The sequence below is a fragment of the Desulfobacteraceae bacterium genome (assembly GCA_022340425.1).
Taxonomy (GTDB): Bacteria; Desulfobacterota; Desulfobacteria; order Desulfobacterales; family JAABRJ01; genus JAABRJ01.
The window spans coordinates 1-18,884 of record JAJDNY010000021.1 but is presented as its reverse complement, the minus strand read 5'-3'; the positions used below and the strand labels follow the sequence as shown (position 1 = coordinate 18,884).

The 18,884-nt window shown below is 64.7% G+C and carries 14 protein-coding genes; 5 read left to right on the top strand and 9 right to left on the bottom strand.

All coding sequences use genetic code 11. The features are described from left to right. The first annotated feature begins 51 nt into the window (after positions 1–51). On the top strand, positions 52–837 hold the full coding sequence (locus LJE63_02095) for an ABC transporter ATP-binding protein (GenBank protein ID MCG6905390.1): 786 nt from the start codon (positions 52–54) through the stop codon (positions 835–837). Then, positions 834–2,018 (top strand): SufD family Fe-S cluster assembly protein, encoded by a 1,185-nt coding sequence (locus LJE63_02090; protein ID MCG6905389.1) that lies wholly within the window; start codon positions 834–836, stop codon positions 2,016–2,018. Before LJE63_02095 ends, LJE63_02090 begins: the two co-directional genes overlap by 4 nt. Before the next feature lie 15 nt (positions 2,019–2,033). On the opposite strand, the gene LJE63_02085 is transcribed toward LJE63_02090, so the two are convergent. From LJE63_02085 to LJE63_02065, 5 genes are all read right to left on the bottom strand, one after another. After that, positions 2,034–3,926: a SpoIIE family protein phosphatase gene (locus LJE63_02085; protein MCG6905388.1), complete on the bottom strand. Its 1,893-nt coding sequence runs from the start codon at positions 3,924–3,926 to the stop codon at positions 2,034–2,036. Positions 3,927–4,057: 131 nt separating this feature from the next. Next, positions 4,058–4,312, bottom strand: a complete 255-nt coding sequence (locus tag LJE63_02080; protein MCG6905387.1) for a hypothetical protein — start codon at positions 4,310–4,312, stop codon at positions 4,058–4,060. Between the two features lie 137 nt (positions 4,313–4,449). Continuing rightward, on the bottom strand, positions 4,450–4,953 hold the full coding sequence (locus LJE63_02075) for a universal stress protein (GenBank protein MCG6905386.1): 504 nt from the start codon (positions 4,951–4,953) through the stop codon (positions 4,450–4,452). A gap of 49 nt (positions 4,954–5,002) precedes the next feature. After that, on the bottom strand, positions 5,003–7,075 hold the full coding sequence (locus LJE63_02070) for a TRAP transporter permease (protein MCG6905385.1): 2,073 nt from the start codon (positions 7,073–7,075) through the stop codon (positions 5,003–5,005). A gap of 225 nt (positions 7,076–7,300) precedes the next feature. Further along, on the bottom strand, positions 7,301–8,290 hold the full coding sequence (locus tag LJE63_02065; protein ID MCG6905384.1) for a TAXI family TRAP transporter solute-binding subunit: 990 nt from the start codon (positions 8,288–8,290) through the stop codon (positions 7,301–7,303). A gap of 428 nt (positions 8,291–8,718) precedes the next feature. On the opposite strand from LJE63_02065, the gene LJE63_02060 reads away from it, so the two are divergent. After that, positions 8,719–9,564, top strand: coding sequence for a glycosyltransferase (locus tag LJE63_02060; protein MCG6905383.1), 846 nt, complete (start codon positions 8,719–8,721; stop codon positions 9,562–9,564). A gap of 20 nt (positions 9,565–9,584) precedes the next feature. Here the strand turns inward: LJE63_02060 and hrpA are convergent, their stop codons facing one another. Further along, positions 9,585–13,607, bottom strand: coding sequence for an ATP-dependent RNA helicase HrpA (gene hrpA, locus LJE63_02055; GenBank protein MCG6905382.1), 4,023 nt, complete (start codon positions 13,605–13,607; stop codon positions 9,585–9,587). 311 nt (positions 13,608–13,918) lie between these two features. On the opposite strand from hrpA, the gene LJE63_02050 reads away from it, so the two are divergent. Together LJE63_02050 and LJE63_02045 are read left to right on the top strand one after the other, a co-directional pair. Continuing rightward, on the top strand, positions 13,919–15,271 hold the full coding sequence (locus LJE63_02050) for an FAD-dependent oxidoreductase (protein ID MCG6905381.1): 1,353 nt from the start codon (positions 13,919–13,921) through the stop codon (positions 15,269–15,271). A gap of 416 nt (positions 15,272–15,687) precedes the next feature. Further along, positions 15,688–15,888, top strand: coding sequence for a cold-shock protein (locus LJE63_02045; protein MCG6905380.1), 201 nt, complete (start codon positions 15,688–15,690; stop codon positions 15,886–15,888). Positions 15,889–16,059: 171 nt separating this feature from the next. Here the strand turns inward: LJE63_02045 and LJE63_02040 are convergent, their stop codons facing one another. From LJE63_02040 to LJE63_02030, 3 genes are all read right to left on the bottom strand, one after another. Then, positions 16,060–16,404, bottom strand: a complete 345-nt coding sequence (locus LJE63_02040; protein MCG6905379.1) for a PilZ domain-containing protein — start codon at positions 16,402–16,404, stop codon at positions 16,060–16,062. A 681-nt stretch (positions 16,405–17,085) separates the two neighbouring features. Continuing rightward, a complete protein-coding gene (locus tag LJE63_02035) occupies positions 17,086–18,216 on the bottom strand; it encodes a transglycosylase SLT domain-containing protein (protein ID MCG6905378.1) in 1,131 nt (376 codons plus the stop codon). Positions 18,217–18,648: 432 nt separating this feature from the next. After that, a partial coding sequence (locus tag LJE63_02030) for a PilZ domain-containing protein (protein ID MCG6905377.1) occupies positions 18,649–18,884 on the bottom strand: 236 nt, incomplete at its 5' end.

Sequence of the window (18,884 nt, the reverse complement as noted above, 5' to 3'; positions counted from 1 at the left end):
CACCGCCATGGGTCCGCATGACGGGGAGCCCCCCAGACAGGAATTCGAAAAATGACGGCAACACCCCTGCTGGACGTCAGGGACCTCAGGGTGCGGGTGGGCGCCAAAGAGATCCTCAAAGACGTCAACTTCAGCATCAACACAGGCGAGATCCACGCGATCTTCGGCCCCAATGGCTCCGGTAAAACCACCCTGCTCAACGCTCTGATGGGATTTTCAGGCTATACCGTGAGCGGGGAGATCTGGTTCAAAGGGCAAAACATCATTGCCTTGCCCACCGACGAACGCGCCCGGCTGGGCCTGGGGATCTCCTTCCAGCGCCCGCCGACCATTCGCGGCGTGAAACTCAGGGAGCTGATCACCGCCAGTGCCCGGCGCAACGGCGCACTGCTGGAGGAGTTGGCCAGGGGACTCAACCTGCTGGACTTTCTCGACCGCGAAATCAACGTTGGCTTTTCCGGCGGGGAGATCAAGCGCGCCGAACTGCTCCAACTGCTGCTGCAGGACCCCGACCTGGTTCTCTTGGACGAGCCCGAGTCCGGTGTGGACCTGGAGAACATTCACCTCATCGGCGAGTACACCAACCATGTACTCGGCCGCAAACACACCCCCAACGGCATCCGCACCCTGAAACAGATTTACGCCCAGTCCCGCAAGTCGGGCCTGATCATCACCCACACCGGTCATATCCTGGAGTACGTCAACGTGGATGTCGGCCATGTCCTGATGGAGGGCCGGATCGCCTGTCAGGCCAATCCGCGGGAAATGCTGCACACTATACGGGACTGCGGCTTCAAGGAATGCTACCGCTGCTTCCGCCAAGGAGAAAAGACATGAGCACCCAAACCGGTGACGGCCCCGCCGACCTGGACCTGAGCCTTTACCGCGAGGACGTTCCGGCCCACCCGCCGCTGGCCGACCTCGCGGGTCTGCCAGCCGACGACCGGAAGCAACTCCTGCTGGCCGGGGTGGACCCCGGCGAGAAGGAACGCTCGGGCAGTTTTTTCCAGATGGACCACTCGGTGGTCCACTGCCGCAGCCTCCATGAGGGGGTCGAGATGCTGGCCGTGGGCGATGCACGGGATAAATACGACGGGCTCAAGGAATACTGGTGGCAGGCGGTGGCGATGGACAAGGACCGCTACACCCGCAGGGCCGAGACCCGCCACGGGCAGGGGTATTTCATCCGCGCCCGGGCCGGCGCCAAGGCCCACTACCCGCTGCAGGCCTGTCTCTACCTCACCGAGGACAAGCTCGCCCAGGATGTCCACAACATCGTGATTGCCGAGGAAAACGCCGAGCTCAACATCATCACCGGCTGCGCGACCTCCCACGGGGTGCGCTCGGGCCTGCATGTGGGGGTGTCAGAGTTCTACGTCCAAAAGGGCGCCACACTCTCCTTCACCATGATCCACCACTGGCCCGAACAGATGGCCGTGCGCCCCCGGACCGCCGTGATCGTCGAGGCGGGCGGCACCTTCATCTCCAACTACATCTGCCTGGTGCCGGCGCGCGATATCCAGATGTACCCGAGTGTGACCCTCCGGGGGCCAAACGCCGCCGCCAGCCTCAACTCGGTTCTCATGGCGCGGCCGGGGTCGCTGATGGACGTGGGCAGTCGGGTGCTGATGGAAGCCCCCAACTGCCGGGCCGAGATCGTCTCGCGCGCGGTCTCCACCGGAGGTAAAATCATCGCCCGCGGTCACCTGGTGGGCGCCCAGCCGGGCGCCAAGGCCCACCTGGAGTGCAAGGGGCTGCTGCTCTCGGAGCAGGGCGCGATTCACGCCATTCCCGAGCTGGAGGGCCGCACCCCCGATGTGGAGATGTCCCACGAGGCGGCGGTGGGCAAGATCGCCCGCGATGAGATCGAGTATCTCATGGCCCGCGGGCTCAGCGAGCAGGACGCCACCTCCCTGATCATCAAGGGCTTTCTTTCACTTGAAATCGTGGGCTTGCCGCCGAACCTCAAAAAGGAGTTGGACCGAATGATCGCCGAAACCGACGTGGACGCCATGTAGCGGCCGGCGGCGGCCTCAGTCACCGGCCGCTGCGGCCGGACGGAACTTGACCACCACCAGGGTGATGTCGTCGTGCTGAACCGCATCGCGCCGAAAGGCCGCCACGGCGTCGGTGACGGCCCGCAGAATGTCCGTCGGCGAGCGCTGCCAGTTCTCACGCAACAGCTGCCGCAGGCGCTTCTTACCGAAGCGCTCCCCGCCCATGTTCTCGGTCTCCCAAATCCCGTCGGTGCCGAAAAGCAGCAGTTGCCTTGCGCTCCAGCCGACGTAGCTGGAGGACGCGTATTCCTGGGTCTCATCCACGCCCAGGGCCATTCCGGTGCCGCGCAGCTCCAAAAAGCTGTCTTCGCCGCCGTCGTAGAGCAGGGCCGGTTCGTGGCCCGCCCGCGCCCAGCGGATCTCCCCGGCGGCAGGGTCCAGCAGAGCGAAGAAAAGGGTCATGAAATTGCCCGCCGCGGCCGTGTCCAAGCACAACAGGCGGTTGACATCCGTTACAATCCGCCCCGCTGCGCCCCCCTGGGAGGCCCGGCTGCGCAAGAGGGCGCGCACGGTGGCCATCAACAGCGCCGAGGCCACGCCGTGGCCCACCACATCACCCACCGCGATCCCCAGCCGCCCGTCGCCCAGGGCCGGAAACTGCAGAAAATCAAAGTAATCCCCGCCGGTCTCTTCACAGTAAAGGCTGGCGCCGGCAACCGCGAGGTTCCCAAAGGTCAGGGTGCGGTCCGGCAGTAGATTCTGCTGGACCTGTTGGGCGAGCCCTAACGCTTGCTTGATGCGGATACGCTCCTCCAGCTGAGAAAGCATGGTGTTGAAGCTGCGGGTGAGTTCGCCCACCTCGTCGCGGCTGCGCACCGGCAGGGGCGCGCCCAGGTCGCCGCGCGCCACCGCCTCGGCGGCCCGTGAGACATCCTTGATGGCGGCCACCGTGCGCTGGGTCATCAGGCGGATCAAAACCAGCACAAACCCGATGAAAGCCACCCCCGTCACGGCGTAATAGCGCCGGAAGCGCAGGATCGGGGCCAGCACCATGTCCCCGGGGGCGATCACGATCAGGGTCCAGGGGGCCTCCTGGAGACGGTGAAAACCGCTCACCTCCGCCGGGGGAAGGCCCCTGCCCAGCACGGTCCCGGAATCCCGGGTCTGCATGGCCGCCAGCGTCTCGCGGGTCAGGACATCATCGGCGGCGCAGAGATTCAGGGAGCCGCCGGGAACCGTGCAGGTCAGCACCCGTCCGGCATCGTCCACCAGAAACGCCTTGAGACCCTGCTGCCACGAACCCGACCCCAACACGTCCTGGATGATGTAGTCAAAGCGCAGGGCCACCTCCAGGCGCCCGAGGCGCTTGCCGTCCGGGTCGCTCAAGGGGGCGACCAGGGTCACGGTTTCCCCCGCCACAAGTTCGTCGTAACGCGGCGACATGATCTCGGCCTTGGATCCCCCGCGGTGCATGGGGTGCGAACGACCTCCCGGGGGGAAAGCCCCCGCGCTGGGGCCCCGGGCGGCATCGTGGCGGCGGTCCCTGGGGGAGGCCTCCGGGGCGGGATCCTCCCACACCAGATTGACATAGGCGACCCCCTCCATGGTCTGCAGCCGCTCGATGATCATCTGCTGCACCGTGGATGCACTGGGGAGGCCGAGTGTGCTGGCGAAAATCCCCAGCCATTCCTTGGGCGCCACCAGCCGCATGTCAACCCGGTGAGCGGCCCGCTGGAGTTTGAGCACGGCCGCTTCCTGCCACTGGGTCAGCAGGCTGTTGCGGGCGAACACAAACCCGACGAGACCCATCAAAAACAGCAGCACCGCCACCGGCAGCAGCACAAAAAGCACCAGCCGCTGGCGTAGGCTTCGGGGTTGGAACCCGAAATTTTGCTCTTGGGCAGCATCGGGTTGGTCATTGGCAGCCACAGAGTTTCCTTTTAAACCACCCGCTCGGTCATGCCGCAAGGCGTTTTGAGGTCCCAATCGAGGGTCCTTTTCCCAAGGATAAGCTACTCACGGACTCAGCGGACAGGTATCCAGCTAAAACGCCGGCCGGGTCAAGCTCCGATGGGGCCGCGGTTTGCCGCGTGGCAGCGCCTTTCGACGTAGCCCCCCCGGCTGTGGTCAAAGACCGCCTCGTGTTCGTGAATCAGCTTGGGGCCCCCCTCCCACGCCCCGCAGGCCGGTACGACGGTATCCCCCAGGGAGAACTTGCGGCCGCAGGCCGGGCAGCCCTCGGCGTTGGAGCGGTTGAGGCGTTCCAGATCCATTATGATTTTAAGCCGTTGTGGGTCGGTTGGATGCGAATTCATTGGATACCTCCTCTATTCTTCGGTGTCAAAAAAGCGTTGAAAATAGGGTAGGCCCCCGAGTGCGAAAGTCAAGCGGCGGGCCCCTTCGAGGACCCGCCGCGGTTGGTCGGGGAAAAAAGGAAACGCTCGCCCGGCCGTTAATCCGATAGCAGATGCGCCACCCGCTTGCGCAGGTGGTGGGCCTCCTTCTCGCCGCGATAGGACACGATGGTGATCGGGCTGCGGCGAAACATCTTCTCGGCCACCGATCCCACCAGAACATGTTCCAGCTCAGAGCGCCCCTTGACCCCCATCACGATCAGATCGACATTTTCCCGCAGGGCCGTTTTCAACAGCTCCTCCAGGGGGTCACCCAGCAGGATCCGCACCGTGATGCGCTCCTCGGGAAATCCGGTCTTGGCCGCAAAGTCCGTGAGCATTTTCAGGCGGTCCTCACGCACCCCCTGGACATAATGTTCGCCGTCGACCGCGTACCCCAGGGCCGCCACCTTGCGAACGGCGGCCACGTCCCGTTGGTTGATGACGCTCACCACGAGGATTTCGGCGTCCAGGTTGCGGGCCAGCCGCGCCCCGAAGTCGAAGATGCCTTGGGAGTAGTCGCTGAACGCAATGGCCACCATGATTTTTTGAATGTCGCCCATCGCTTTCCTCCTTCCGGGTCGACCCGCCGGCGCACCGGCGGCCGCTGGTTCAACCGCTTTCCGTCGCCGTCGCCAGGGGAATGCGGGGCCGCTGCATCAGGTAGAGCAGCCCGAAGATGGCCAACCCGATGAGGTAGGTCCAGTAGCGCTGCTCATGGGCCAGCCCCAGAATCGGCGCCACCGCGTCCGGCCGCATCAGCGAGAAGGTCACCAACAAAAAAAGTGGCACCTCCCAGATCCGGTTGCGGGCCACGAACCAGCCCTGGGTGGCCGAGGCGAAGGCGAAGTTGCCGATGCAGGCCATGGCAAAAATCAACAACCCCTGGGCCCAGCTGGTGACGTTGTGGAGTATCAGGTCGGTGTTGAAGATGAACATGAACGGCAGGATCGCCGTGCGGATGTCGTACATGAAGCCCTGCAGACCGGTGGGCACCGGCGGCGACTTGGCGATGGCGGCCGCCGCGTATGCCGCCAGCCCAACCGGCGGGGTGTCATCGGCCAGGATCCCGAAATAGAAGCAGAACAGATGGGCGGCCATCAGCGGCACGATGAAATTGTTGAAACCGCCGATTTCGACGATCGCCGGGGCGGTCAGGGAGGCCATCACGATGTAGGTGGCGGTGGTGGGCAGCCCCATGCCGATGATCAGGCTGGTGATGGCCGTGATCACCAGCATGAGAAAAATATTGCCCCCCGAAAGAGTGTCGATGATGGCGGTGATCAGCTGCCCCAGCCCCAGGGCGACCACCCCCACAATGATTCCGGCCGCCGAGGTTGCCAGGGCCACCGATACCATATTGCGCGCGCCACCCGCCAGGGCCGCGAAAATCTGCACGACACTCTGCCTGAAGGCCGGCCCCAGGGGTTCCTTCTTGAAATAGGCCTTGACCGGGTTCTGGAAGAACATGATCAGCGCCATCACCCAGATGGCGTTGAAGGCGGCCAACTCGGGGGAGTGGCGCACGACGATCAGCTCGTAGAGCAGCATCACCAGGGGCACCAGGAAATGGGCGCCGCCGAGCAGGGTCTTGAAAAAAGGCGGCAGTTCGCTGCGGGCCATGCCCTGCAGCCCCAGCTTGGAGGCCTCGATATGGGTGATGTAGAAAAGCGCGGCGTAGGAGGCGAAGGCCGGGACCGCAGCGGCCTTGACCACCTCCACGTAGGGCACGTTGACGTATTCGGCGATGATGAAGGCCGCGGCCCCCATGATGGGCGGCGCCAATTGGCCGTCGGTGCTGGCGGCGACCTCGATGGCGGCGGCTTTGGTGGGGGGATAGCCCACCTTTTTCATCAGTGGGATGGTGAACGTGCCGGTGGTCACGATGTTGGCGATGCTGGAGCCGGAGACCAGCCCGGTCAACCCGCTGCCCACCACGGCGGCCTTGGCCGGCCCACCCTTGAACCCGCCCAGCATGCTGAGGGCCAGTTGGATGAAATAATGACCGGCGCCGGCCTTGTCCAGCATTGCGCCGAAGAGCACGAACAGAAAGACGATGGTGGCCGAGACATCCAGGGGAATCCCGTAGATCCCCTCGGTGGACATGGTCATCTGACCGACGAAGCGGTTCATCGAAACGCCTTTAAAGGCGATCAGATCCGGCATGTAGGGGCCAAAAAAAGAGTAGAGGATGAAAAAGATCGCGATTATCGGCAACGCCGGGCCGATCACGCGCCGCGAGGCCTCCAGCAGGACCACCACCAGCAGCATGCCGATCACGATATCGCGCGTGATGGGGGCGCCGTAGCGCGCCGTCATCCCGGCGTAATCGATGGCGATGTAGAGCGCCGCCAGGCAGGCCACGATGGCCATGAGATAGTCGAAGATGGGGATACGGTCGGTGGCGGAGAGAAACTTGAAGCCGAAGCGTTCTTTTTTAAAGAGGGGATAATTGAGAAAAACGATCAGCAGGGCAAACCCGAGGTGGATCGCGCGAATGAAGGTCGAGTCGAGAATCAGCCAGCTGGCGATGGAGAGCTGGAAGAGGCTCCAGGCCACGGCGATCGTTGGGATCACATATTTTTCCAGCCCCCGGGGCCGCCGCCCGATCCCCTCCTCCTCCTCCGCCATCCGCCGGGCCAGTTCCAGACCTTCGTCTTTGCCCTTGATATCGGTTTCGCTCATCGCGGCCACCTCTCTTCTATTTTGAAATGGCGGTTGGGCCCGCGCCGGCCTCCGGGTCTGGTGACAGCAGGTGCCGTCTTGAAACGACCCGCCTGGGATCCGTCGCGGGCAAATCAGAGCGGCGTGTCCGCACCCCGCGGAGCCGCCGCGGGGTGCGGGCAGATCAGGGACCGACCGGAGTCACCCCCGGGCCCCCAGCCCCGCTCCGATGCGCACGCCAGGGCCTTATTTCAAGCCGACTTCCTTGTAGTATTTCATCGCGCCCGGATGAATCGGGGCCGACATGCCTTCCAGCATGCTTTCCTTGGTGAGGATCGCAAAGGCCGGGTGAAGGTTTTTGAAGGTATCGAGGTTGTCGAAGACCTCCTTGGTGATGGCATAGACCACCTCGTCGGGCACCTTGGCGGAGGTGACAAACGTGGCCAGAACGCCGAAGGAGTTGATGTCTTCGGTGTTGGCGGCACCCTGGTAATTCGCCATGACCGGTACGACGGACTTGGCGTAGTAGGGTTTGGCCTTGATCAGTTCGTCGATGCCGGGACCTTCAAGGGGCACGAAGAACACCTTGCGGGCGCCTGCCGTGGCTTCCTTGAAGGCGCCGTTGGGATGGCCGACGGTGTAGAAGAACGCGTCGATCCGGCCGTCCTGCAGCAGACCCGGGGCCTCGGCGGCTTTGATGCCCTCGGCCTTGATGTCTTTATCAGGGTCGATGCCGACCGCCGTCAGGGCGTCGATGGAGTTTTGGAGCTGACCGGAACCGGGGTTACCGAGATTGACCCGCTTGCCCTTGAGGTCGGCGACGGATTTAATCCCGGCATCCACCGCCGCCAGGAGGGTGACGGTTTCCGGATGGAGGCTGAAAACCGCCCGCAGGTCCTTCTGGGGACCCTTTTCCGCCCATTCGGCAAGCCCATTGACGGCCTGGTATTGGCGGTCCGACTGGGCCACACCGAACTCCAGGTCGCCGGAGAGCACCGCGTTGATGTTGAAAACAGACCCGCCGGTGGCCTCGACCGTGGCGCGAATTCCGTATTCGCCGCGTTTTTCGTTGACCATCTTGGCGATCGCGCCGCCCGTGGGGTAGTACACCCCGGTGATGCCCCCGGTGCCGATGGTCACGAAGGTCGTCTGGGCCTGAACCGAATCAGGCGTGGTACCGAGCAACAATCCGCAGCCGAATGCCAGCGCCAAAAAAATGACAGCCGTTTTTTTCATGCCTTCCTCCTTATGGGTTTGGGTTCTGAATCCTGCAAGACGTCCAAATTCAAAAATACGCTCCCTCCTCCTTTCTGCATCCAGCGGGGGGATAACGCCCGGGAGGTCCTTTTCCTCAGCCGTGACTGCGGTCAGGAATTCCGCCGCAGGTTTCTCCCCGTAAGTTATTGAAGCTCCTTCAGTTTTTTGACTGACCGCACAAGGTCTTTGTATATCTAACTGAATTTATGAGAAAATTCAGAACTTGTCAAGCCTTAATTTTTTCGCCGCAAATTCCCGCCGGGTCGGGGGGGCAAACCGCCCCGGCCCCGAAGAAAATTTCAGGATGCGGTCGTCAGCGGCCCAGGGCCCATTTGGCGGTTCGACCGGCTTCTGCTATAGAGCCGGGTGAGGTCCTTGAGGAGCATCGCGCAGTAGAGGAAATACCGGTGAACGTTCACCCCCCGGCCCCGCGGGTCAGCATCGTCATCCCCACATACAACCGCGCCTGGTCGCTGGCGACGGCCCTGGACTCGGTCCTGTCCCAGGATTTCGAAGCCTTTGAGACGATCGTCGTGGACGACGGCTCCACCGATGAGACCCCGGCGCTGCTGGCGAGGTACGGCGCGGCGCTGCGGGTGATCGGCCAGCCCAACCGCGGCGTCAGCGCCGCCCGCAACGCCGGCATCCGCGCAGCAAGGGCCCCCCTGGTGGCCCTGCTGGATTCCGACGATTACTTTCTGCCGGGCAAGCTGGCGGCCCAGACCGCGTTTTTCGAGCGCCACCCCGAGGCCGTGATCTGCCAGACCGAAGAGATCTGGGTCCGCAATGGGGTCCGGGTCAACCCCGGCAAGCGCCACCGCAAGCGCGGCGGCATGATTTTCGAGCCTTCCCTTGAACTGTGCCTGGTCAGCCCCTCGGCGGTGATGCTGCGCCGCTCGTTGTTTGAAACCGCCGGCTTTTTCGACGAGCGCCTGCCCGCCTGCGAGGATTACGACCTCTGGCTGCGGATCGGCTGCCGCCACCCCGTGCACCTGATCGAGCGCCCGCTGATCGTCAAGCGCGGCGGCCACCCGGACCAGCTCTCGCGCGCCCCGGGGCTCGATCGTTTCCGCATCCGCGCCATCTGCGGCCTGCTGGCCCGGAATGTGCTCACGGCGGACCAACGACGGGCGGCCTGGGAAACCCTGGCGGCCAAGTGCGCCATCTACGCCGCCGGCTGCCGCAAGCGCGGGCGGCAGGCCGAGGCCGAGCACTGCCTGGCGCTGGTCGCACGCTTCAGGCCGGAGGCCTGAAAGCCCCCCGCGGGCGGCGCTTATGCCATCCGGTCGATCTCCCGCGCCAAACGGTCCAGCCGCTTGGGGGACACCGGCACGGCGGTCTTGAGCTCCTGGGCGAAAAGCGAGACCTTGAATTCCTCGATCATCCAGCCGAACTCCTCCACCGCGGCCCGCTTGGCGCTGGAATCCTGCGGTCCCAGCATGCCCCGAAACCGGTCCAGCCGCTCACTGAAGACCTGGAGTTCACGGGCCCGCAGCAAATCGCGCTCCAGGTTGTCAACCCCGCGCCGGGCCCGGATCTCCAGGGCCTCGAGATAGCGCGGCAAGTGCGCCAGGCGCGCATCGGGATAGCGCGTCAGGAAGTTTTCGGGGACCAGCGCGGCGGCTGCCGCCCGCAGCCCCTGGAGGTAGGCGCGCACCACGGCGTTGCCAGCATGGGACGACTCTAGCCCGCAGAGGGTTTCGCGCACCCGCTGATAGGCCGCCAGCACGGGCGCCACCAGCGCCAGCTTGACCCGGGCCGCGGCCTGAAGCCGGGGGCCGGCGGCGGCCAGCTGGGCCTCGAAGGCCTCCCGACTGCGAAGATCGCGGCGAAACAGAGTATCCCAGACCGCCTGGCCGATTGCCGCCGCCACGGCCTGCTGGCCCCCGAAATAGCGTGCCGCATCGCTCAGCCCAGGCGGCAGGGCCACCGATTTCTGCAGCAGCTTGAACTCCTTTTTGAGCACCTCGCGCAACAGGGCCGCCACGCCGTCGGGGTGGGCCGCATCGGCCTGCAAGCGGCTTTCAAAAAGCCGCAGGTGAATGCCGTCGGGCTCGGCGCTGAGCGCCGGAAAGGCCTCCCAGCAGCCGCCGGCGGAGCCCCTAATCGGCACCACCCCGGGCAGGTCGCCGAAATCCCAGCTGCTCAGGCCGTGCTTCTCGCGGCTGCGCCGGGCGGCGGCCAACGCCTCCGGCTGCGGGGCAGCGGCCACCTCCCGGGTGAGCAGCGCCGGGTCGCGGCCCGCCAGGATCTCCTTTCCGCCGGCATCGGTCAGGGCGATGCGCATTTTGAGATGCTCCGGCAGGCTCTCCCGGGGCCACTCCGCGGCCGGAATGTCCACCCCGAAACGCTGGCGCACAAACCGCCCCAGCGCGGTGAGCAGTGCGCCCCGGCCGCGGGGCATTTCATTTGCGATGATGTCCACCGTGCGGGCCAGGGGCAGCAGCTGGCGACGATAGGCCTTGGGCAGCCCCCGGATCAGGGCCGCGATCTTGTCCTTCAGCAGCCCGGGCACCAGCCAATCCAGGGCTTCGGGGGCCACCTGGGGCGCCTGGGCGGCCCGGATGCGCACTGTGACGCCATCGGTCGGGGCTCCCGGTGCGAAGCTGTAGTCGCAGGCATAATCCCCTTTCCCCAGGGCCACCCGGTCCGGATACTGGGCCAACTCGCCGGCGTCGGGCAGGTAGCGCAGCAGGCTCTCGCGGGTCATGTGCAGAAAAGCGTCGCCGCCGGCCTCACGGATCCGCCGTTTGAGACTCGCCCAGTCGCTGACACCCGGCAGACGGTCGCGGTAAAACTGAAACACCTCGGCATCCCCGATCAGCAGGTCCCGCCGACGCACCCGGTCTTCCAGGTCCCGCACGGATGCCATCAGGGCCTGGTTGTGGACCATGAAGGGCAGCAGCGTGCGCACATCCCCTTCCACCAGGGCGCGCTGCAGGAAAATTTCGGCCGCCGCCGCGGGGTTGATCCGGCCGTAGGACACCGGCCGCCCGGAAACGATCGGCAGGCCGTAGAGGGTCACCTCTTCGCGGGCCACCACCTCGCCCCGGGCCCGCTCCCAGTGGGGCTCGAGATAGGTGTAGCGGCACTGCTCGCGTGCCAGCGGCTCCAGCCAGGCGGGGTCGATCTTGGCCACGGTGCGGGCAAAAAGGCGGGAGGTCTCCACCAGTTCGGCAGCCACGATCCACTTGCCGGCGGCGTTGAAAAGGCCCGAGCCGGGGAAAATCATGGCCGCGCGGTTGCGGGCGGCGGTGTAAAAGTTGCCATCCTTCTGGAGGGCGATGTTGGAGAGAAAGCCGCTTAGAATGGCGCGGTGGATGGCACCGTAGCGGGCGCTGAAATCGCCCTGGGGCTCAGCCGCGGCGCTGCCGATGCCGGCCGCCGGAGGCGCTTGCGGGCCCGGCAGGACGTGTTCTTCGAGAATCGCCGTCAACTGGCCGTGGAGATCGCGCCATTCCCGCAGGCGCCGAAAGGAGAGAAAACGCTCGCGGCAGAATTTCTTCAGCTGCGCGCTGCCCATCCGCTCCCCCGCCCTCCCGTTGAAAAGCCGCCAGAGGTTGAGCAGGGTGATGAAATCCGACGCCGGGTCCTTGAAGGCGGCGTGGGCCCGGTCGGCCTCGGCGGCCCTTTCGGGGGGACGCTCGCGCGGGTCCTGAATGCTCAGGGCGGCGGCGATGATGGTGATCTCCTCCAGGCAGCCCTCGGCCCGGGCCGTAAGCAGCATGCGCGCCAAGCGGGGGTCGATGGGGATTTTGGCCATCATCCGCCCGTTGGCGGTCAGATCGTGGCGCGGCCGCCCGGGGCGCGGGCGACCGCCGCCGCGCTCCCGGATGGCCCCCAGTTCCAGCAGCAGGTTGAAACCGTCGCGGATGCTGGCGTCGACCGGGGGATCAATGAACGGGAATTCCGCGACGTCCCCCAACTTGAGAGCCATCATGCGCAGGACGACTTCGGCCAGGTTGGCCCGCAGGATTTCAGGCGCCGTGAACAGCGGCCTGGCCAGGTAGTCCTCCTCGGCATAGAGACGGAAGCAAACGCCGTCCGCCACCCGGCCGCAGCGCCCCATGCGCTGATCACAGCTGCTGCGCGAAACCGGCCGCACCGGCAGCGAGGTGGTCCGTGAACGGGGCGAGTAGTGGGAGATGCGGGCGAGCCCCGAATCGACCACATAGCGAATCCCCGGAATCGTCAGGGAGGTTTCGGCCACGTTGGTGGCCACGATGATCTTGCGGCCGGGGGCGCTTGCGAAGACCCGGGCCTGTTGGTCGGCTGGCAGCCGGGCGAAGAGCGGCAGGACAAGGGTGTCCCGGTAACGCCGGGCGGCCAGGAGCTCACAGGTCTCGCGGATATCCTGCTCGGTGGGCATGAAGACCAGGATGTCTCCGGCAGCCCCGCCGGCCTGGAGCCCGTCGATCACTCCAAGCGCTTGCTCGATGTGGGTGGCCTCCCCGTTCTCGGCCCCATCCGGGTCCGGCGGCCGGTAGTGGACCGTCACGGGGAACATCCGCCCGGAGACCTCGATGACCGGGGCCTGGTCGAAGAATGCCGAAAATTTGGCGGTGTCGATGGTGGCCGAGGTGACGATCAGCCTGAACTCCGGCCGCTGCACCAAAAGGGTTTTCAGCAAGCCCAGGACGAAATCGATGTTCAGGCTGCGCTCGTGGGCCTCATCCACGATCAGGGTGTCGTAGGCCGCCAGCCGGCGGTCGCCCTGGGCCTCGGCCAGCAGGATGCCGTCGGTCATGATCTTGATATAGGCTTCGGGCCGGGTTGTGTCCTGGAAGCGGACCTTATGCCCCACCACCGTGCCGGGAGCCGTGCCGAGTTCCTCGGCCAGGCGCCGGGCCAGGCTGGTGGCGGCGATCCGGCGGGGCTGGGTGCAGCCGATCTGCCCCTGCAGGCCGCGGCCGGCGGCCAGGCAGAACTTGGGGATCTGAGTGGTCTTGCCCGATCCGGTCTGTCCGGCGATGATCGTCACCGGGTGCCTGCGGATGGCGGCCACAATCTGGTCGCGGTGGGCGAAAATCGGCAGATCGGGGTTGTGGCGCGGTTCGGGCCGGTGGCGCGCGCGCTGCTCACAGACCGCCAGCGAGGCCGCCAGCCGGGCCTCCAGATCGGCCAACTGCCGCGCCAGCAGCGGGTCGGCCGGATTGCGCGCCATTTGGGCCTTCAGGCGGGCCGCGGCCCGGTAAAAAGGCCAGCGGTCCCGGCAGAGGGTCTGCGGCAGCATCCGCTGGAGCTTTTCAAGGCGCTTCCGGAGGGCGCCTGGACGGTGCGGTATCGTTTTTTCCATCGTGACCTGGGCGGTCCCGGCGCTGCCGCCGGCAGGGACGGCAAGCGCCAGATTTGTTTTGACAACCGCCCGATAATGCGTTTTGTGTGGGGTGCGATCGCATCCTGTTTAACGGTTCGTGTCAAGCGCGGCCAGCTGGCCAGCTGCCAGCCGCCTCCCCCCGCACGGTCGTTTTACCCTGAAAGACTTGGGCTGCGGCGCGGGGCAGGCAGCGGACACTCAAGGTAAACGAATTTTTAGCCCCTGTCCATGGGCACTCCCGCCGCAGCGCGCCGCCGCCGCCGCGGTTTTCACCCGGAAAGGAGCCGGTTATGCAGTTTGTCATCATTGGCGGCGATGCCGCCGGCATGAGCGCGGCCAGCCGTGCCAAGCGCCGCTGCCCGGAAATGGCGGTCACCGTTCTCGAAAAAACCCGCGACGTTTCCTACAGCGCCTGCGGGATGCCCTACAACATCGCCGACCCCGAGCGCCCCATCGAAACCCTCGTGGTGCGCCCTGCGGAAGTCTTTCGTGAAAAACAGGGCATCGACCTGCGCACCGGCCACTGCGTCACCCGCATCGAGCCGGCCGCGCGTCGGGTTTCCGGCACCACCCTGGAGGGCGCACCGTTTACGGTCGCCTACGACCGGCTCCTGATCGCAACCGGGGCCGAGGCCGTCATCCCCGACCTGCCCGGTTGCGACCTCCCGGGGGTCTTCGCCCTCAAAAGCCTCGAGGACGGCCGCCGCATCAAGGCCTTTTTGGCCCAAAAGCCGGTGCGCCAGGCCGTTATCATCGGCATGGGCTATATCGCCCTGGAGATGGTGGAAACGCTTCACCATCGCGGCATCGCAACGGCGATGGTCAAGCCCCGGCCGGACCTGCTGCCCTGGCTGGATCGGGAGCTGGCCGCGATGGTGGCCAGGGAGCTGACCATCCACGGGGTGGCCTGCCATGCGGGCCACCCCGTCAAGCGCATCGAGGCAGCCGGCGACGGTCTGGTGGTGGTTTGCGACGGTCTGAGGCTGCAGGCCGACATGGTCATCGTGGGCGTCGGGGTGCGACCCAACAGCCGACTGGCCGCCGATGCCGGCCTCGCATTGGGAGCCGGCGATGCCATCGCGGTGGACCGCCGGTTGCGCACTGTCGATCCCTGCATTTACGCCGCTGGAGATTGCGCCGAGGTCTTTCACGTCGTTTCGGGGCGCAACACCTGGAGCCCCCTGGCCCTGATCGCCAATCGCGCCGGCTGGGCGGTGGCCGACGCCGTCTGCGGCACGGGCGGCGAAATCCAGGGGGTGGTCGGCACGGCGGTCTTCAAAATTTTCGACCTGGAGGTCGCCCGAACCGGGCTGAGCCTGCGGGAAGCAACGGATGCCGGCTTCGATCCCGCCGCCGTGACCATCGCCAGCCGTACCAAGGCCCACGGTCAGCCAGGTTCGTCGACCGTCCGGGTCCAGATGGTGGGCGACAAGTCCAGCGGCCGCCTTCTGGGAACGCAAATGGTGGGGCCCTTGGGCAGCGCGGCGCACCGCATCAACGCCCCGGCGGTGGCGCTGCACGCCGGCCTGAGCGTCGGCCAGTTCACCCAGGCGGACCTGGCCTACGCGCCGCCCTTTGGCCCGGTGTGGGATCCATTGCTGACCGCAGCCAATCAATTGCTGAAAAAGCTATCGCCTCCCTGAGCACCGGCAGGTGATCCCGAAACGCATCGGATTTACGCTAACGACTTGTTCTAACAATGCATTGGCGGCAGTCAAGGCCTGCCGCCGTTTTACTTGACAGCGGAATTCATTTGGTCTAATGGAAGACGACTAGCGACGTTTCCGTTTTGCCTTCATCACCCCGAAAAGTAGCTGAGAATTGAGCCAACCCGTCCGTCGCGCTCGAGGACCCTTACCGCTGGGGGACTTCATCTGCGGGACCGCCTTCCCCAAGGCAGCGGGGGTTTTTAGCGGTCGACGACCTTCATAAGGGAAAAGATTCAGGGACTTTTTTGGACATCGGGGTGGTGAGGGGCCCGCTACGGACCCACATCCGGAAAAATCGTCCGACGAACGCAGCAGGGGGGCTAAAACGTCACACGCATGAGGAGGTTGGCATGGCGCAGGGCCGGGTTAAGTGGTTCAACGACAAAAAGGGGTACGGCTTCATCGAAACCGACAGCCAGGGAGACGTTTTCGTTCATTATTCCAGCATCGAGGGAAGCGGATTTCGCACCTTGCGCGAGGCCGAAGCGGTCACCTTCGAGATCGAAGCTTCGCCCAAGGGCCCCCAGGCGGTGAACGTGCGGCGCGCATAGGGCCCGCTGCCGCCCGTGGGGCAAGGAGACTTCAGGCAGGGTCATCGTCGGCCCTGCCTTTTTTCCGAGGCCTGATTTTGGTGCCTCAACCAGGCGAAGGGTACCCCCAGGGATGTGCGCCGTTCGGGGCGCACACCGCCTTTGGGCGCCCATAGCGGCTCATTTACGCTCTCATGCCCCGAGGATGGAGAGCCCCACCAGAAAATGGCCCTTGAAGCCACCCTTTTCGTCCCTGGAGATGTGGCGGATTTCGGTCCGCATATGGCGAGCGTCCCCCCATGGGCCTGCAGGGCAGTAGCGCATCTCAAGAACATCACCGACCGCCAGGTGGTTGAGGACCTCGGACTCCTCCTTGACCAATAAACACATGCCCTTGCTGGACATGTCCCAGATTTTAAACTGGTAAACGGCCTCCAGGCCGAGCAGACGGAACTCGACGCTGTGGTACTGTTCGGTGAGTTGGCGGGGCTCGGTGCGTCTCTCCACAGGGATGCCGGTACTGCGTTGCTCGCTCATGATGGAAGCGGTCCCTTTCCAGCGCTGAAACCGTTGGGCTGGATGACACCCCCGACGGTTCCGCGTTCAGATCCCCCAAAGCGCTATCCCAACCGCGAAAACACTGGCCTTTCTCGGTTATCCTGAAACTGACCGCTTGTCAATGAGGTCCATGTCGAAGTAGCGGGGGTCACAGGCTGTGCACGACCTCCGGACCGCAGCGGTCGCACATGCGACAGCGCGCACCGGTATCCGCAAGCCGGGTATCCGCCCCCCGGCGATCCTTTCCCGAGCGGCGCTCTCTGCCCGATCTTCGCTCGGGAATCACACCGGTGTATGAAAACTGTCGTCGTTCGATGCCGGCACGGCGGTCCCCATTGGGGAAACCCGATACCGATAAGTATTCTGGCATGTTAGCGTGACCCCTTACGTGGGATGAACAGGGTTTGAGATGCTCGCCGAGAGGCCTTGCCTTCTGCGCAAGCAAAAACCAAACCGTGATTTCGTTTGAGTTTTTCATAGCGATTCCAGTACCATAAAAATTGAGAAACCCGCACCGACCCCCGTTTGTGAAAAAACCCCTCCCAAAATGGCCAAACAACTTCACAGTTTCGCCCACCGGCATGCCGTCTCCACCAGCCGCTGACGGTGCATCCCCCCCGAGCCCGACAGGGGCCGGCACAGCGTATCAGGCCCGAAACTTCAGGGGGTGATCCGGATCTTCTGGCCTGTGCGGATCAGGGATCCGTCAATGCCGTTGAGCTGGCGCAGCTGGGCGAGGGAAACCCCGGTAACCTGGGAAATCTGGCTCAGGGTTTCACCGGCCCGGACCACGTGATGCCGCGGCCCTTCGCCGGTCTTCGGATCTCCGCCACTGTGGGCGAGATCCTGCATCAGGGCGGCAATGCCCTCACCGCTGCCGGCCGGCAGGTTGAGGGCGTAGCGGCCAGCCGGCAGCTGGTGGCCGCGGATATGACCGTTGAGTTCCTTGATCAGCTTGAAATCGGTTCCCAGGACCTGGGCCAGATCGGCGATGGGAACCGGGTGCGGCAGACTGACCGCGAGGGTATCCACGGCCCGCGGCGCGTAAATGTGGGCCGGGTCAACCCGGTAGCCGTAGCGCTCCGGGTTCTCCATAATAATTTTAATGGCAGCGATTCTGAAAATATAGCGCTCGGTTTCCAGGGGAAGATCCAGGCGGTAGTAATCGCTGACCCGCTGCGTGCTGATTTCCTGCGCCACCCGGTTCTCACCGCAATTGTAGGCCGCCATCGCCAGCGTCCAGCTACCGAACTGCTGCCGCAGGGCCTGAAGATAACTCAGGGCCGCCGCGGTTGAACGCTCAAAATTGCGCCGCTCGTCCATTTGCTGATTTTTGACAAGTCCGTGGCGGCGGGCGGTGCGCTCCATAAACTGCCAAGTCCCCAACGCACCGGCCGGGGAGCGGGCATGCGACTGCAGATCGCTTTCCGCCACCGCCAGATACTTGAGATCCCCGGGCATACCCGCCGCGGCGAGCTTGGCCTCGATGAAAGGGAAATAACGACCGGCCCTTTTCAGCCAGAGAAACACCTGGGCGCGGTTCCAGACGGCGATGGTGAACTCCCGATCAAGGCTTTCCCATACCCGCCGGTCCCCCAGCGGCAGCGGCTCCCCGCAGAGGGTCACCGCCGGCGGGGGGGCGACGTCGTTGTAAGGCGGATGCTCCTGGGGGCCGCAGGGCGCTGCCGTCTCGGCGGACCCGGACGGGAGCGTGCTGCCCCAGGCGTTCGCAAGAAGGGCGCCCCACACCAGGAGACTCCCCAAAACGGCCGAAATCGCTGTTTTTCCCATCCGTAAAACCCTGTCTGAGCCTCTGGCGGCATCCAACGCAACCCGGCGCCTTGGATGCCATGCGATACCCGCGGAACTTTAGGGCCTCGGCAAAAAAGAATTTCACATCTTGCTTGTCTTTTGGCCCGTACCCGGCGTTACATCCGCCGGCCCATATCTCGATATGCGCCGACGAATGTGCCTTAGTGACGAAACAAAATCCTGCGCCATATTGTGGAATTATTTCTTACCGCGACCCTCACCCGGAAAATTTGCAGGGAAGCACAGCAACAACCGAGCCAGCCGACCCAAAACACGGTTTCATGAATTTCGGGGCTTAGGGATTGGTTCCATGCAAGAGGAGCGGGGATCTGGCGGGAAATTCCGTCAAAATTTTGACTGACGTAAGGGGGGAATTTGACGGCCCCTCCGCGGCCGGCCGGCCGCGAGGCTTCACCCGCGCTGCTCCACGAGCGACAAGATGACCCCCTGCTGGCGGCGGGTGAGATTTTCGAACTGGATACCGATGCCGTTCTGGTCCCGCCGCACCACCCTGGCGGCCACCATGCACGACACCTGATTGATGGGGGAGGTCAGGTAGAGGTCGATCTCCTGGCCGACGATAAACGCCTCCTGGGTTTGGATGAAGGCCCCGCCGATACTGATGTCTTTGACGGTGTTTCTGAAAG